Source organism: Macellibacteroides sp. (assembly GCF_050251695.1).
GTDB lineage: Bacteria > Bacteroidota > Bacteroidia > Bacteroidales > Tannerellaceae > Macellibacteroides > Macellibacteroides fermentans.
In genome coordinates this window covers 1-15,768 of the sequence record NZ_JBFWMI010000003.1, presented here as the reverse complement: position 1 = coordinate 15,768, position 15,768 = coordinate 1, and the positions used below count along the sequence as shown (strand labels likewise).

Annotated in this window: 12 protein-coding genes; 9 read left to right on the top strand and 3 right to left on the bottom strand. The window is 41.1% G+C overall.

Annotated features, from left to right (window positions below; all coding sequences use genetic code 11):
* Positions 1–92 precede the first annotated feature (92 nt).
* Positions 93–2,156 (top strand): acetate--CoA ligase family protein, encoded by a 2,064-nt coding sequence (locus AB7E53_RS00890; RefSeq protein WP_068183919.1) that lies wholly within the window; start codon positions 93–95, stop codon positions 2,154–2,156.
* A gap of 364 nt (positions 2,157–2,520) precedes the next feature.
* Here the strand turns inward: AB7E53_RS00890 and AB7E53_RS00885 are convergent, their stop codons facing one another.
* Positions 2,521–3,018, bottom strand: a complete 498-nt coding sequence (locus tag AB7E53_RS00885; RefSeq protein WP_079683000.1) for a GNAT family N-acetyltransferase — start codon at positions 3,016–3,018, stop codon at positions 2,521–2,523.
* 373 nt (positions 3,019–3,391) lie between these two features.
* Here AB7E53_RS00885 and AB7E53_RS00880 point away from each other — a divergent pair, with 373 nt between their 5' ends.
* Genes AB7E53_RS00880 through AB7E53_RS00850 form a run of 7 tightly spaced genes read left to right on the top strand, consistent with a single transcriptional unit; the run spans position 3,392 to position 10,887 of the window.
* Positions 3,392–3,982, top strand: coding sequence for a hypothetical protein (locus tag AB7E53_RS00880; protein ID WP_079683083.1), 591 nt, complete (start codon positions 3,392–3,394; stop codon positions 3,980–3,982).
* A 1-nt stretch (position 3,983) separates the two neighbouring features.
* The gene (locus tag AB7E53_RS00875) at positions 3,984–4,847 is read left to right on the top strand and encodes a DUF2764 domain-containing protein (RefSeq protein WP_179398252.1); all 864 of its coding nucleotides are present in this window, start codon (positions 3,984–3,986) and stop codon (positions 4,845–4,847) included.
* A 2-nt stretch (positions 4,848–4,849) separates the two neighbouring features.
* Entirely contained in the window at positions 4,850–6,610 is a 1,761-nt protein-coding gene (locus tag AB7E53_RS00870; protein ID WP_079682998.1) for a V-type ATP synthase subunit A, read from the top strand.
* 4 nt (positions 6,611–6,614) lie between these two features.
* Positions 6,615–7,940, top strand: coding sequence for a V-type ATP synthase subunit B (locus tag AB7E53_RS00865; RefSeq protein ID WP_179398253.1), 1,326 nt, complete (start codon positions 6,615–6,617; stop codon positions 7,938–7,940).
* Positions 7,941–7,943: 3 nt separating this feature from the next.
* On the top strand, positions 7,944–8,561 hold the full coding sequence (locus AB7E53_RS00860; RefSeq protein WP_068183904.1) for a V-type ATP synthase subunit D: 618 nt from the start codon (positions 7,944–7,946) through the stop codon (positions 8,559–8,561).
* Positions 8,558–10,381: a V-type ATP synthase subunit I gene (locus tag AB7E53_RS00855; RefSeq protein WP_446773625.1), complete on the top strand. Its 1,824-nt coding sequence runs from the start codon at positions 8,558–8,560 to the stop codon at positions 10,379–10,381. The genes AB7E53_RS00860 and AB7E53_RS00855 overlap by 4 nt, the downstream gene beginning before the upstream one ends.
* A gap of 53 nt (positions 10,382–10,434) precedes the next feature.
* Positions 10,435–10,887 carry an ATPase gene (locus AB7E53_RS00850; RefSeq protein ID WP_179398255.1) on the top strand — a complete coding sequence of 151 codons (453 nt, stop codon included), beginning with the start codon at positions 10,435–10,437 and terminating at the stop codon, positions 10,885–10,887.
* 304 nt (positions 10,888–11,191) lie between these two features.
* Here the strand turns inward: AB7E53_RS00850 and thiC are convergent, their stop codons facing one another.
* Positions 11,192–12,889, bottom strand: a complete 1,698-nt coding sequence (thiC, locus tag AB7E53_RS00845) for a phosphomethylpyrimidine synthase ThiC (RefSeq protein WP_446773623.1) — start codon at positions 12,887–12,889, stop codon at positions 11,192–11,194.
* Between the two features lie 224 nt (positions 12,890–13,113).
* On the opposite strand from thiC, the gene AB7E53_RS00840 reads away from it, so the two are divergent.
* Positions 13,114–14,388 (top strand): hemolysin family protein, encoded by a 1,275-nt coding sequence (locus AB7E53_RS00840; protein ID WP_446773621.1) that lies wholly within the window; start codon positions 13,114–13,116, stop codon positions 14,386–14,388.
* A gap of 79 nt (positions 14,389–14,467) precedes the next feature.
* Here AB7E53_RS00840 and AB7E53_RS00835 read toward each other — a convergent pair.
* Positions 14,468–15,768 (bottom strand): helicase-related protein (locus AB7E53_RS00835; protein WP_446773619.1); only part of this gene is annotated, 1,301 nt, incomplete at its 5' end.

Below are 15,768 nucleotides of genomic sequence, written 5' to 3'. Positions count from 1 at the left end.
ATAAGAAGATGTAAATTGATATAAAACAAATACCATTTTTTGGCTGGAAAAAGGCTGATTTACCAACCAGGAAATTCAACTAATTAAACGTTATGATTAACAGAGAACTCATAAACCCCCAAAGTATTGTTATTGTTGGCGGATCCAACAATGTACAGAAGCCGGGAGGAAGGCTGGTGCGTAACCTGCTTGATGGAAAATATAAAGGAGACTTATACGTAGTTAATGCCAAAGAAACCGAAGTGCAAGGGGTTAAATCTTATGCAAATGTTGCAGAAATCCCCGATACGGAGCTCGCTATCATATCTATCCCGGGGAAAGCGTGTCCCGAGGTAGTTGAAGTTCTGGCCAAACAAAAAAATGTTCGGGCTTTTATTATAATATCCGCAGGATTCGGAGAAGAAACTGTTGAAGGAGGAATTATTGAAAATCAACTGTTGGACATAATCAACGAAGCCGGAGCCTCATTTATAGGACCTAATTGCATCGGTGTGATGAATACTAATTATCACGGAGTATTTACTCAGCCGGTTCCTGAATTTCATCACGATGGAGTAGATTTTATTTCAAGTTCGGGTGGTACTGCGCTTTTCATTCTCGAATCGGCCTTAACAAAAGGATTGCGTTTCTCGTCGGTATGGTCTGTAGGTAATTCAAAGCAAAACGGGGTAGAGGATGTACTTGAATACATGGATCGTAATTTTAATCCGGTTACAGATTCAAAAATAAAGATGCTTTATATTGAAAGCATAAAACAGCCTGATAAGTTGCTGTATCACGCGTCATCGTTGATAAAAAAAGGATGTCGCATTGCAGCCATCAAAGCCGGAAGTACCGATTCAGGTAAAAGAGCTGCATCATCGCATACAGGTGCCATTGCAAGTTCGGATTCGGCGGTAGAGGCATTGTTCCGTAAAGCCGGTATCGTACGCTGTTTCAGCAGGGAGGAATTAACTACCGTAGCCAGTATTTTTACCTTGAATGAGGTGAGAGGAAAGAATTGTGCAATCATCACCCATGCCGGAGGTCCCGCGGTTATGTTGGCAGACGCACTCTCCAAGGGGCATCTTAATGTTCCGAATCTGGAGGGACCAATTGCAAACGAACTCAAATCGAAACTATATCCGGGTGCAGCTGTGGGAAATCCTATCGATATCATAGGTACGGGAACTCCGGAACATCTTGCAACTGTAATTGATTATTGCGAGAATAAATTTGACGAAGTCGATTTGATGATGGTTATTTTTGGTAGTCCGGGAGTAGTGAACGTTTATGATGCCTATGAGGTACTTCATAAAAAGATGGGACAATGTAAGAAGCCTATCTTCCCAATATTGCCTTCTATTGTTACGGCTGGTCCCGAAGTACGCAGCTTTATAAAGAAAGGTCATGTTAATTTTTCGGACGAAGTAACATTAGGAACAGCCTTGTCCAGGGTATTGAATACGCCAACGCCGGCCAGTACGGATATACAATTGTATGGAGTGGATGTGCCCGAAGTAAGAAGGATCATCGATCAGTTGCCAGCTGACGGGTATTTGAATCCTTCGCAGGTGCGCAGACTACTCGGGGCCGCAAATATACCGATGGTTGCCGAGTTTACTTCGGACGATAAAGACGAAATAATTGAATTTGCCAGAAAGGTAAAATATCCTGTGGTGGCTAAGGTTGTAGGACCTGTTCATAAAAGTGATATAGGCGGCGTAGCACTAAATATCAAATACGAAGAACATCTTCTTTTTGAATTTGAACGGATGATGCGTTTGCCAGAAGTAACTTCCATCATGGTACAACCCATGCTGAAAGGAACCGAATTATTTTTAGGAGCTAAATATGAAGAAAAGTTCGGGCATGTTGTTTTATGTGGACTTGGAGGAATTTTTGTTGAAGTACTCAAAGATGTATCGTATGGTCTGTCTCCATTGTCGTATGATGAAGCGTACTCCATGATCAGGTCTTTAAGAGGTTATCCCATTATTAAAGGAACAAGAGGGCAGAAAGGTATTGATGAACAACAATATGCCGATATTATTGTACGGCTATCCACCTTGCTGCGTTTTGCAACGGAAATAAAGGAAATAGACATCAATCCTTTGCTTGCAACCGATCGAGGCCTGTTTGCTGTGGATGCCCGCATCCGGATAGAAAAGAAATAGATATCGTATAAGAAAGAAGGAGGGAACCTCAGGTTATTGAGGTTCCCTCCTTTATTTTATGCATATCATAGTTTCCAAATAATTATTTATAAGCAGAGATATTTAAAGACTTTGCCTTAAGCTTTCTCCTTTTTAGTATTATCTATAATATAGATTTCATCAGGGTTGAACTTCCGTTTTAGATACAACGTCCGACTTCTCTGTTTTGTGTTTATCTCTCAGTTGTACGCTTCGGCAAGATGAAAAAGAACAAGCCAAAACACAAACAATTAAGAATACTAATGATTTGTATTTCATGATTGTACCATCTTATTTAATTCCTTGTTCAAGTTATGCTTCATATATATAACAATCCGGGCAGTGATTAAATAGTCTTTACCATGATAAAATCATTCATGTAGAAATCATTTCCGATATGATGATCCCTGGTGCTTTCTATTTCAAATCCCATGTGTTTGTAAAAGTCGACTGCCGGATTAAATCTGTTTACATAAAGCTCAACTTTAGATGCTGTTGGAAAATGTGTTTTAATGTATTCAATTCCCTGTTCAATAAGATATCTCCCGATTCCTTTTCCATGAACAGTGGGCACGGCATAAATTTTCTGAAAGTTAAACAGGAAATCATCCTTTTGTTCGATTGAGCAATAAGCACAGGGAGTATGATCGTCTTCAACGATGAAAAACAGATGGTGCAGCTCGTTCATCTGTTTTTTAATATTTTCGATTGAATACATCATTTCAAACATATAATCCAATTGAGCTTTCGTTAATATGTTTTTATATGTATCTTCCCATGTTTGGGAAGCAAGAGATTGTATCAACTGGCAATCTGATTCTGTGGCTTGTCTGAATGTAAGCATATTTAGTTATTTTACTGACAAAGTTAGTAAATGTTGACTATATAAAAGTATATTTTGACTACAATTAAATGCTGTCTCTTTTGCCATTTAAATCAAAAAACAATATTTTTGCAAAAAGCAATTTATTATCAATACCATAGTAAAACATTTAATCTATTATAAAAGATCCTACTTTAGATTTGTGATTTTGATAAAAGAGCGTTATTTATTTGGTTTATAATAATTTGTGATTACGATATAATCTTTGAATAACAGAGCTGCCACATCATGCTTGTTTTTTTTGAGTTTTTACATTAAATTAATGTATTATTCGGGGAAAAGAATAACTTTGTGGACGTTATTTTTGGACAATTACATAAAACTATAGATGGAAATGGATACAAAGATTCAGGAACTGACCGATAAGATCTACAAAGAAGGAGTAGAGAAAGGTAATGAGGAGGCGTCTCGCATAATTGCTGAAGCAGTGGAAAAACAAAATTCCATACTTAACAATGCCCAGGCGGAAGCACAACAGATTATTGCAGCAGCCGAAAAACAGGCTTCGGAACTTAAAAAGAATACTGAAGCTGAATTAAAGTTATTTGCTGCACAATACGTAGAGGCATTGAAGAGTGAAATTGCGAATCTTATAAATGGTAAAATTGCGACTTCAAATGTATCTGCGATTGTATCAGATAAAGAATTTATGCATAAAATTATGCTCGAGATGGCTAAAGAATGGGTAAAGAAAGAAGCTCTTACCATTCAGACTGAAGATGCTGAATCTTTGAATAAATATTTTGAAGCCAATGCCAAATCTCTTTTAGATAAAGGGGTGAAAATTGAACAAGTAAATGGAAAACCGGCTTCGTTTACCATATTACCAGCTGACGGTTCTTATAAAGTTTCTTTCGGTGAAGCCGAATTTGTTGCTTTCTTTAAAGAATTTCTTCGTCCGGCTTTGGTAGAAATGCTATTCTGATATGAGTAAATATTATGCATTAATCGCTGGGCTGCCCAATATTTCGCTGGAAGATACCAAAGTAAACTATACACTTTTATCTTTTAGAGAAGAATTGGACTCTATACTCACAAGTAGCGATATAAAGCTGATAAACCTCTATTTCAATAAATTCGACAATAAAAATCTGAAGTCTTACTTCCGGTTCCGCGACCTGGATCCCGATCCGCGTGGACGAATTACCTATGAGGAATATCAAACGCTAATACAAGCCCTCAAGGAGGGAGTAAAAGCTCCCAAAAACAGCAAATTGCCTGCCTATTTTGCCCAATTTCTTTCTGTTTATCTTGCCAATCAGGATAGTCCGGAATTAATAACATGGGAAGACTATTTGGCTTCACTTTATTACGCTTATGCAATGAAGTGCAGTAATAAGTTTGTTTCGGAATGGTTTGAGCTGAATCTGAATATCAACAATATTCTTTCGGCAATAACTTGCAGAAAATTCGGATGGGACAAGAAAGCTTATATTATTGGAAATAATAAAGTGGCAGAATCGATCCGATCGTCTAATGCGCGCGACTTCGGACTAGGGGATGAAGTAGATTATCTTCCTGAACTTATAAGGATTGCAGAAGAGCCGGATTTAACATTACGTGAAAAGAAGCTGGATGTGTTAAAGTGGAACTGGCTTGATGAAAAGACATTTTTTAAAACTTTTGATATAGAAAGTGTCTTTGCCTATATGCTTAAACTGGAAATGATTGAACGTTGGGTTACCCTGGATAAAGAGGCCGGAGAGAAAACATTCCGCGAACTTGTAAAAGGGATGAAGAAAGGAAGTGTGAGTGCATTGGAAGAATTTAAAAGAAACAATAATAAATAGTTATGGCAACGAAAGGAATTGTGAAAGGAATCGTATCTAACCTTGTTACATTAGAGGTTGATGGTCCGGTTTCGCAGAATGAGATCTGTTACATTTCCGTTGGAGGCGTAAAGCTGATGTCGGAAGTAATTAAAGTAATAGGTAAGAACGCTTTTGTTCAGGTATTTGAAAGTACCCGTGGTATGCGGGTAGGAGATGAAGCTGTATTTGAGGGTCATATGCTTGAGGTTACTTTAGGACCCGGTATGCTATCCCGCAACTACGACGGATTACAGAACGACCTCGATAAAATGGACGGTGTATTTCTGAAGCGTGGAGATTACACCTATGCCTTGAATAACGATCAACTTTGGGAGTTTAAACCTTTGGCTGCCGTTGGCGACAAGGTGGAAGCCGGTAGCTGGTTGGGCGAAGTGAATGAAAATTTACAACCCCATAAAATCATGGTGCCTTTTGTTTTGGAAGGTTCGTTTACCATAAAATCGATTGTGGGTGCAGGTTCCTATAAAATAGAAGATACCATCGCTGTTATAACGGACGAAGAGGGTAACGACACTGTGGTTACAATGATTCAGAAGTGGCCGGTAAAAAAGGCTTTAACATGTTATAAATTAAAACCGAGACCTTATAAACTGCTGGAAACCGGTGTTCGTATCATCGATACGGTAAACCCCATTGTTGAAGGTGGTACAGGATTTATTCCCGGACCGTTCGGAACTGGTAAGACCGTTCTGCAGCACGCCATATCTAAACAGGCCGAGGCAGATATCGTAATTATCGCAGCTTGTGGAGAACGTGCAAATGAGGTTGTAGAAATCTTTGCAGAGTTCCCTCACCTGGTAGATCCGCACACCGGTCGTAAATTGATGGAACGTACTATTATCATTGCTAATACTTCAAACATGCCGGTGGCAGCTCGTGAAGCTTCGGTTTATACAGCTATGACCATCGCCGAATACTATCGTAGTATGGGATTGAAGGTATTGTTGATGGCCGACTCTACTTCACGTTGGGCACAGGCATTGCGTGAAATGTCTAACCGTTTGGAAGAATTGCCCGGACCGGATGCATTCCCGATGGACTTATCTGCCATTGTTGCCAACTTCTATGCGCGTGCAGGATTCGTAGAACTTAAAAATGGAGCTTCTGGATCTGTAACCTTTATAGGTACCGTATCACCTGCCGGTGGTAACCTTAAAGAACCTGTTACCGAAAATACAAAGAAGGTGGCCCGTTGTTTCTATGCGTTGGAGCAGGAGCGTGCAGACCGCAAGCGTTATCCGGCTGTAAATCCGATAGACAGTTATTCAAAGTACCTTGAATACCCCGAGTTTCAGGAGTATATTGCCAAGCATATATCTCCAAACTGGATTGAAATGGTTGACGAAATTAAAACACGTATGCTGCGTGGTAAAGAGATTGCCGAGCAAATCAATATCCTGGGTGATGATGGTGTGCCTGTAGAATATCATATTACGTTCTGGAAATCGGAGTTGATCGACTTCGTTATTTTGCAACAGGATGCATTTGATGCCATTGATGCAGTTACGCCTCTTAACCGTCAGGAATTCATGATGGACAGAGTGAGCCGGATTTGTCGTTCGGACTTCAGATTTGATGGCTTTACTGAGGTAATGGACTATTTCAAGAAGCTGATCAATGTCTTTAAACAGATGAACTATTCTGAGTGGGAAAGTGCAGAATTCAAGAAGTTTAACGAGCAGTTGGATGAGATACTTGCTGAGCGAATTGTAAATAATTAAAGATATGGCAACAAAAGCATTTCAAAAAATATATACGAAAATTACCCAGATTACGAAAGCTACTTGTTCGCTTAAAGCTGCAGGAGTAGGGTATGATGAGTTGGCTTCTGTAGATGGCAAGCTGGCTCAGGTAGTAAAAATTATCGGCGACGAGGTAACTTTGCAGGTTTTTTCGGGTACGGAAGGTATTCGTACCAACGCAGAGGTTGTTTTCATGGGCAAGGCTCCTTCACTTAAAGTAGGAGATCAATTGGCCGGTCGCTTTTTCAATGCCTACGGTGATCCGATTGATGGCGGACCAATACCCGAAGGTAAAGATGTAGAGATTGGTGGTCCCTCTGTGAATCCGGTACGACGTAAACAACCTTCCGAACTTATTGCTACAGGTATTGCGGGTATCGACCTTAATAATACGCTGGTAACAGGTCAGAAGATTCCGTTCTTTGCAGACCCCGACCAGCCTTTCAACCAGGTAATGGCGATGGTTGCCTTGCGTGCACAATCGGACAAGATTATTCTGGGCGGAATGGGTATGACCAACGACGATTATCTTTTCTTTAAAAATACTTTCAGCAATGCAGGAGCTCTCGATCGTATTGTAAGTTTTATCAATACTACGGAAGATCCCTCGGTGGAGCGTATTCTTATTCCGGACATGGCTTTATGTGCTGCTGAGTATTTTGCTGTTGAGAAGAACGAGAAGGTGTTGGTATTGCTTACGGACATGACCAACTATGCGGATGCTTTGGCAATCGTATCTAACCGTATGGACCAGATTCCTTCCAAAGATTCAATGCCGGGTTCGTTGTATTCGGATCTTGCCAAGATTTATGAGAAGGCAGTACAATTCCCGGCCGGTGGATCAATTACAATTATTGCGGTAACTACTTTATCGGGTGGCGATATTACGCATGCAGTACCCGATAATACAGGATATATTACTGAAGGTCAGCTGTATTTGCGCAGGGATAGCGACGTGGGTAAAGTAATTGTTGACCCGTTCCGCAGCTTGTCTCGTCTTAAACAGCTTGTTACAGGTAAGAAAACGCGCGAAGACCATCCGCAGGTTATGAATGCAGCTGTACGTTTGTATGCCGATGCCGCAAATGCAAAGACAAAACTTGAAAACGGATTCGACCTTACGGATTATGATATTCGTACGTTAAACTATGCCAAAGACTATTCTAAAAAACTTTTGGCTATCGACGTAAACCTGAATACTACAGAGATGCTTGATGTTACCTGGGAATTGTTCTCTAAACATTTTAAACCACAGGAAGTGAACATCAAGCAAGCGCTTGTTGATCAATACTGGAAAGTAAAAGAATAACCTATGGCTATAAAGTTTCAATATAACAAAACTTCGTTGCAGCAGCTTGAGAAACAACTCAAAGTACGCGAACGCTCTCTTCCAACCATTAAAAGTAAGGAGAGTGCCTTACGTATTGAGGTGAAGCGCACAAAAGACGAGGTAAGATCATTGGAACTCCAGCTTGAAGAAGAAATTCGCAGTTACGAAAATATGGTTGCTCTATGGAATGAGTTCAATCCTTCACTTATAAAGGTTAAGGATGTTACACTTTCCACAAGAAAAATTGCCGGTGTACTTGTGCCTGTTTTGAATGATATAGAATTCGAGATAGGTACGTACAGTCTGTTCAATTCCCCTTCGTGGTATGCCGATGGCATTGAGTTGCTTAAGGTTTTGGCACGTACGGGTATAGAGGCCGAGTTTTCGGGCATGAAGCTGGAGTTGTTGGAGCATGCAAGGAAGAAGACTACTCAAAAAGTAAATCTTTTTGAGAAAGTACAGATTCCGGGCTATAAGGATGCGATCCGCAAGGTGAAGAGATTTATGGAAGACGAAGAAAGTCTGTCCAAATCTTCGCAAAAAATCATGAGATCTAACCAGGAAAAACGTAATCTCAAAGAAGAGGAGGAGGTAGCATGATTGTAAAGATGAATAAATATGCCTTTATGGTTTACCATAAGGAATACGAAACATTCTTATCGGATTTGCGTGATGCCGGGGTGGTTCATCTGGTTGAAACCAAATCGACGGCAGATAATAAGGAGCTGCAAGAGTCTCTTATACAACGTAAAAGGATTGATACCCTTAAGAGATACTTTAAGACCTTGCTGGCGGACCAGAAGGATGTTCAGCAAGCTCCTGCAAGGGATATTTCTGTTAAAGAGGGATTACGACTGGTACAGAAGATAGAAGAATGTCAGGATAAGAAAGCGTTGCTGGAATCGGCCAGGCAGACACTCGAAAAAGAGATTGCTTACATGGAGATCTGGGGCGAATTTACCTATTCAAACATTAATAAACTTCAGCGTGCAGGTTATCATGTTACCTTTTTTACCTGTCCGACATCTAAATTTAATGAAGACTGGGTAGAGAAATACAATGCTATACAGATATCCACTTATCAATCGGTTGTGTATTTTATTACCATAACCAAAATTGGAGAGGTAATTGAAATTGATGCCGAACGGCCAAAGATGCCGGATAGGGGATTGGCAAAGTTAAGAGCCCGTTATAATAAGCAGCTTGAAGACATCAAGGCGATTGGAGACAGACTGAAGCAATATGCGGTGGAGGATTACAATACGCTGGATATGCTGGACAAAAAACTGCATAATCAGTTTAATTATTCCAATGCCATCGTGCAGGCAACCAAGGAAGCCGATGATAAGCTGATGCTGATGGAGGGCTGGGCTCCAAGGGAGAAGGAAGAAGCTCTTGAGAAGATGCTGGACGATAAAGGTATTTATTACCAGAAGCTCGAAATAAAGGATGAAGACAATGTGCCTATTCAATTGAAAAACAACCGTTTTTCGCGCTTGTTCGAACCTATCACCAAGCTGTTCTCATTGCCAAACTACAATGAGTTTGATCCAACGCCGTTTTTCGCACCCTTCTTTATGATGTTCTTTGGATTCTGCTTTGGTGATGCCGGTTATGGAATCATTATTGTTACGGTTTGTACGCTGCTCAAACGTAAGGTTGGTCCGGACTTACGTCCTTTCCTTACTTTGTTCCAGTTTCTGGGATTGGCTACCATTATTTTCGGTCTGCTTTCCGGATCGTTTCTGGGAATTGCATTAGCGGATGTGAAGGCTTTATCTGCTTTTAAAGCATACTTCCTGAATTCCGATAATTTAATGACGCTATCTATTATAGTTGGACTGCTCCAAATTGTATTTGGAAAATGTGTGGCTGCGGCTCAGGTTATCTATCTGAAAGGCTGGAAGTATGGTGTGGCTCCAATTGGCTGGATTTTGGTTATAGTAGCTGCTATTGCGGCATTCGGTCTTCCTATGGTGGGTATTGCTCTTTCTCCAATGATGTTAAACGTATGTAATGGATTGATAGCAATCGGTTTACTTGTTGCATTATTATATAATTCGCCCGGAAAGAATGTATTTTTAAATTTCGGGTCAGGTTTATGGAATGCCTATAATATTGCATCAGGTTTGCTTGGGGATACTTTATCATATATTCGTCTGTTTGCCATTGGACTGACCGGGGCTATTCTTGGTGGGGTGTTCAATGAGTTGGCATTTACAATGACGGATGGAATGAATATTGTATTACGTTCGGTAATGGTATTACTAATATTGTTAATAGGTCATTCAATAAATTTCGGTTTATGTATGATTAGCTCATTGGTACACCCCTTACGTCTTACATTTGTAGAGTATTACAAGAACGCAGAATTTGGAGGCGGTGGAAAAACCTTTACTCCTTTTAAACTAGAGAAATAAATCTTATTGAAAATCAAAATAATTAAAATAATAATTTAAAAACAAGAATGATTATGGAACCAATTTTATTAGCGTATGTTGGAGTTGCCTTAATGGTTGGATTGACTGGGATAGGTAGTGCTTACGGTGTTACAATAAGTGGTAACGCTGTGGTAGGTGCTATGAAGAAGAATCCGGATGCTTTAGGTTCGTATATTGCTTTAAGTGCTTTGCCAAGTTCTCAGGGTCTTTATGGTTTTGTAGGGTATTTTATGTTGAAAGCTTTTTTAGTACCTGAAATTTCCTCTTTTGCTGCAACAGCTGTGTTTGGAGCAGGTTTAGCCATGGGATTAGTAGGCTTCTTCTCTGCAATTCGTCAGGCTGGAGTTTGTGCAAATGGTATTGCAGCTATCGGATCGGGTCATAACGTATTTGGTGCCACCATGGTTATGGCTGTATTCCCCGAATTGTATGCTATCTTAGGTTTGCTTGTGTTGATTTTAATTTCCGGCACAATTCCTGCATAATTGTATGTAAAGGAATCTGCTTCGCGGAGTATAAGTATAAAGGGCGTGTTTCTCGTTAAAGGGAATCACGCCCTTTCATTTAGTAGATTAAGCAGGAAACCCTGCTTGATTAACGCCGGAAATAGTATCATCTAACCGGAAATATGCATGGATATGTAAATCAGGCCCATGGAGACGATTAAACGTGCCCATGGGCCCAATGTATCGCCTCCATGGGCGCAATGTACAGATGTAACTGTTTTGAAGATTAATCTTCCTTTATTTGCTTTTAGAAGATACTGTATTGAGACGAAAGGACAGGTTGTTATTCGCCGTTCTTTATATCCATACTCAGCTTCATGGCAAAGAAGTTGGTATCGTTCATCGTACTGTTTTCCGGGTTTTTAGTTGCTTTTCCCTTGTAATACTGTTTTGCCCTTTCCGGATCGAGTGATAAATTGAACAGATCTTTCCACCTGAAATCGAACCGGGCTTTGCTTATTGCATTATCCCGCACCTGTGCACCTGGCTGACCTTTCGCAAGATCGGCTGCGTGAGCCGCTATTTTTGAGGCAATTACCCCCTCGCGTACATCTTCCTTGTTGGGTACATTGAGTTGCTCTTTGGGTGAAACGGCACAAATCATGGAAACGCCGTACCAGGCAATCTGGGCAGAGCCGATGGCTGCACTAATATGATCGTAGCCCGGAGAAATATCTGTTGTAACCGGCCCCAGCGAATGGAACGGAGCTCCCATACAGGCATAATTTTGCTCGGATGTATTTTCCTTTATCTTGTTTAAGGGTACATGTCCCGGTCCTTCAATAATAACCTGAACGAAGTGTTCCCAGGCTATTTTTGTAAGGGTGTTCATTGTTTTAAGTTCGGCAAACTGAGCGATGTCATTGGCATCGTAAATAGAACCCGGTCTTAGTCCGCTTCCAATCGAAACCACGGCATCATACTGACTTAAAATCGAACAAATCTCATCGAAATGTGTATACAGGAAATTTTCTTGTTTATGGATCTTCATCCACGTACTCATTATAGCGCCGCCGCGGGATACAATTCCGGTAAGACGGTTCATAGCCAAATCGATATGACTGCTTAACAGTGCGGCATGGATGGTGAAGTAATCCACTCCTTGCTCTGCCTGATGAATCAGTGTGTCTCTGAATACTTCCCAGGTAAGGTCCTCAATCTTTCCGTCTACCTTCTCCAGTGCCTCGTAAACAGGAACCGTGCCCAGAGGAACCGGACAGTTTCTAATGATCCATTCGCGGGTTTCGTGGATGTATTTACCGGTAGAAAGATCCATCAATGTATCGCATCCCCACTTGCAGCTCCACACCATTTTCTCGATGCTTTCTTCCACATCCGTCGAAAGTGTGGAATTTCCAATGTTAGCATTGGTTTTAACCAGAAACCGCTTTCCTATAATCATCGGTTCAGATTCCGGATGATTTAAGTTTGCGGGTATCACCGCTCTGCCGGCGGCAATCTCTTTCCTTACAAACTCCGGGGTGATAAACGACTTTAATCCCAGTCCTTCCACCTGTTGATTCTCTCTGATGGCCACATATTCCATCTCCGGCGTAATAATTCGGCGTTTGGCATAATACATCTGGGTGATTCGCTTGCCTTGTTTTGCTTTAAACGGATAATATTGTTTGGGGAAACAGGTAAATTCTGCAGCCGGATCCGTTGGATTGGTTGTAAAAGAGGGGACGGTAAAGTCGGCAAGCTTTACCAGATCTTTGCGTCTTGCATACCATTCTTCACGTATCCGGGGGATTCCTTCGGTAATACATAGCGCTGATGATGCATCGGAATACGGGCCGGTAGTGTCGTAAACGATCACCGGATTATTCTTTCTTTTCTCTTTTTTCCCGTTTTCGTCGGGAACCAGGGAGTCCGAAAGAGTAATAAGTCGCATGCCGACTTTCAATCTGTTAATCTCTCCCGGCACATAGATCTTTTGGGAGGATGGATAGGTAATATGCAAATTTCGTGTCGGAATCATATTTCTGTTTACAATTTGTCTATTTTAACAGAGTCCGGGGCAAGTTATTCTCCTATGTAGGTTATAAAATGACCTGATACGATACAAAGGTAGCACGAATGCGGAAAGAAAACAAAAAGGGGGTGTTAATAATCAGGGGAAACATATCAATGAATATTATTTAAGCGTTGTTTATCTTCAATTATTTGTTGTAACTTCGCAACTGTTAATTTACAAATAAGAGAATGGAAATTTTTATTATTATTTGTCTTATTCTTTTAAACGGGTTATTGTCGATGGCAGAAATTGCGTTGGTATCTGCACGTAAATCGAGGCTCGAAACCTATGCAAAAAAGGGAAATAAACTGGCTAAGGCTGCTTTGGAGCTGGCCAACCAGCCGGATAAGTTTTTGTCTACCGTACAGATCGGTATTACATTGATCGGTATCCTGACCGGTTTGTATTCCGGCGAAGCCTTTGCTGCAGAGCTGGCTTGGCTAATTGACGGTATTGAACCGCTAAAACCCTATTCACTTATCATCTCTAAAACAACGATTGTAATTATCGTTACTTATCTTACGTTGGTTTTGGGCGAGCTGGTTCCTAAAAGAATCGGGATGGGTGCTGCCGAAAAAGTTTCCATGTTTGTTGCTAAGCCGATGTCTGTTTTGTCTTTCATAGCATCTCCTTTTGTTTGGTTGCTTTCCAAAAGTACCCGCCTGGTTGTATATTTAGTCGGAATTGAAAAGACTGAAGATAATCGTGTTACGGAGGAAGAGATAAAAGCAATCATCAAAGAGGGCTTTGATGTGGGAGAGGTGCAGGAGGTAGAGCAAGACATTGTAGAGCGTGTGTTTAATCTGGGTGACAGGAACGTTGGTTCAATTATGACACACCGAAGCGAACTGGTTTGGCTGGATGTGGCAGATTCGAATCAGTCCATCAGCGATAAGGTGAAGGAGAATCTTTTCAATGTGTATCCGGTTGCGTCCGAAAGGTTTGATAATATACAGGGAATCGTTTACCTGAAAGATTTGTTTGGTAAAATAGATTCACCAGACTTCAAACTTAGTCAGGTTATCCGTCCGGCTTTATTTGTTCCGGAGAATCAAAGTGTGTACAATGCCCTGGAGCAATTTAAAAAAGCCATGGTGAAATCGGCCATGGTAACCGACGAATTTGGCGGAATTCAAGGGATTGTTACCCTGAAAGATATCATGGAAGGGTTGATCGGTCAGGTTCCCGAAGTGGGAGAAGAACAGGAAATCATTCAGCGTGAAGATGGTAGCTGGCTGGTAGACGGCCAGTTCTCTTTCTATGAGTTTCTGGAGTATTTTGATATGGAAGACTTGTATAACGAGCACGATTATAACACATTAAGCGGTTTGATTCTTGAAATACTTGAACGTGTGCCACGTACAGGCGAGAAGCTGCGTTGGTTGAGCTTCAAGTTTGAGATTGTGGATATGGATGGTGCCCGTATAGACAAGGTATTGGTTACCAAAGATATGGAGGATTAAATATCCATACAGCATAAAGGCTACGGATTATTCGTTCATTGCTGTAACATGAACGAATAATCCGTAGCCTTTTTTATTTCTATTTCTGATCGTTGGATTCAATAATGCGCAGATACCCGTCGAAAAGCTGAAATTGAGGATCGTTGTCGGCAAGAAAACGAATTACGGTAATGCTTTTCTCTGTCGGGTGGGGCAGACTCTGAATTAATTTGCTTACCTCTAGAGGTGTTGATCCGGCAGTCTTCTCTATGGCGCTTTTAATGGTGTTGAATTCGTGATTGGAAAGCCCCGAACGGTTTCGGGCAAGACAAACGTCGCAACATCCGCAGTCGGCCGACCCATCTTCGCCAAAATATTCGAGCAACATACGGCTCCGGCACCTGCGGTCTTCTTTGATATAGTCCAGTACCCGCTGTATTCGGGTTTCAAACCGTTGCTTGCGCTCTTCGAAAGCACTTGGGGGTATAACAACATACTTAAGATCTTCCCGCGTTTGGGTATAAATTATAAGCGGTGTCTTTTTATGAGGTATGTACTTTACGATATGATATTTTGACAAACCAATCAACGTATCGTAAACCTCTTGCTGCGATACATTGGCACGTGTAGCGATCAGCGCCTCGTTAATATAGGCATAATCGGCAAACAAACCGGTGTACGAACGCAAAATAACCTGTATGATTGCATCGGATTGCTTGTCCTGATGAAGGTATTTATATAAGTCCTCCTTATTAGCTATAAAAAGCAAGCGCGAAGCATTGTCGATTTCATCGGTATATTCTATGTAACCTGAAAGTTCCAAAATCTTCAACGCGTGGTGAGTCTGCAGTAACGGAAACTTAAATGCGGAACAAAATTCGTTTAAAACGAAGTCGTGCACCGTATCCAGACCAAAACCTACGGCAATCTGGTAATAATTACCTAAAGCCTCGTAAACACGCAGTATGAAATCGCGTTCGGGAAACTCATCCGATAGCCGTTTCTTTAATTTCGTACTGTCGGTTCCATTACATAAAGCAACGGCATAGGCCCGTTGTTCGTCTCTTCCAGCACGACCGGCTTCCTGATAGTATTCTTCCAGCGAACCAGGCATATCAATGTGAACAACCAACCGGACATCGGGTTTATCAATACCCATACCAAATGCGTTGGTGGAGACAATTACACGGCATTCTCCGTTTTTCCAGCGTTGTTGTTTCAATTCTTTCTCAGCATAATTAATTCCGGCATGAAAAAAGTCTGCCGAAATACCTGCTTGTTGCAGAATGGTGGCTATTTCTTTAGTCTTCTTCCTGTTGCGTACATACACAATGGCTGTTCCGGGTACTCTATTCAGCATATGTACCAGCTCATTCATCTTGTCTTCCGTACTTCGTACTA

Excerpts from the sequence above, each read along its gene's own strand:
- AB7E53_RS00890 (WP_068183919.1), top strand. The coding sequence starts at position 93 with ATGATTAACAGAGAACTCATAAACCCCCAAAGTATTGTTATTGTTGGC.
- AB7E53_RS00885 (WP_079683000.1), bottom strand. The coding sequence starts at position 3,018 with ATGCTTACATTCAGACAAGCCACAGAATCAGATTGCCAGTTGATACAA.
- AB7E53_RS00855 (WP_446773625.1), top strand. The coding sequence starts at position 8,558 with ATGATTGTAAAGATGAATAAATATGCCTTTATGGTTTACCATAAGGAA.
- AB7E53_RS00870 (WP_079682998.1), top strand. The coding sequence starts at position 4,850 with ATGGCAACGAAAGGAATTGTGAAAGGAATCGTATCTAACCTTGTTACA.
- AB7E53_RS00860 (WP_068183904.1), top strand. The coding sequence starts at position 7,944 with ATGGCTATAAAGTTTCAATATAACAAAACTTCGTTGCAGCAGCTTGAG.
- AB7E53_RS00875 (WP_179398252.1), top strand. The coding sequence starts at position 3,984 with ATGAGTAAATATTATGCATTAATCGCTGGGCTGCCCAATATTTCGCTG.
- AB7E53_RS00865 (WP_179398253.1), top strand. The coding sequence starts at position 6,615 with ATGGCAACAAAAGCATTTCAAAAAATATATACGAAAATTACCCAGATT.
- AB7E53_RS00840 (WP_446773621.1), top strand. The coding sequence starts at position 13,114 with ATGGAAATTTTTATTATTATTTGTCTTATTCTTTTAAACGGGTTATTG.
- AB7E53_RS00850 (WP_179398255.1), top strand. The coding sequence starts at position 10,435 with ATGGAACCAATTTTATTAGCGTATGTTGGAGTTGCCTTAATGGTTGGA.
- AB7E53_RS00880 (WP_079683083.1), top strand. The coding sequence starts at position 3,392 with ATGGATACAAAGATTCAGGAACTGACCGATAAGATCTACAAAGAAGGA.
- thiC (WP_446773623.1), bottom strand. The coding sequence starts at position 12,889 with ATGATTCCGACACGAAATTTGCATATTACCTATCCATCCTCCCAAAAG.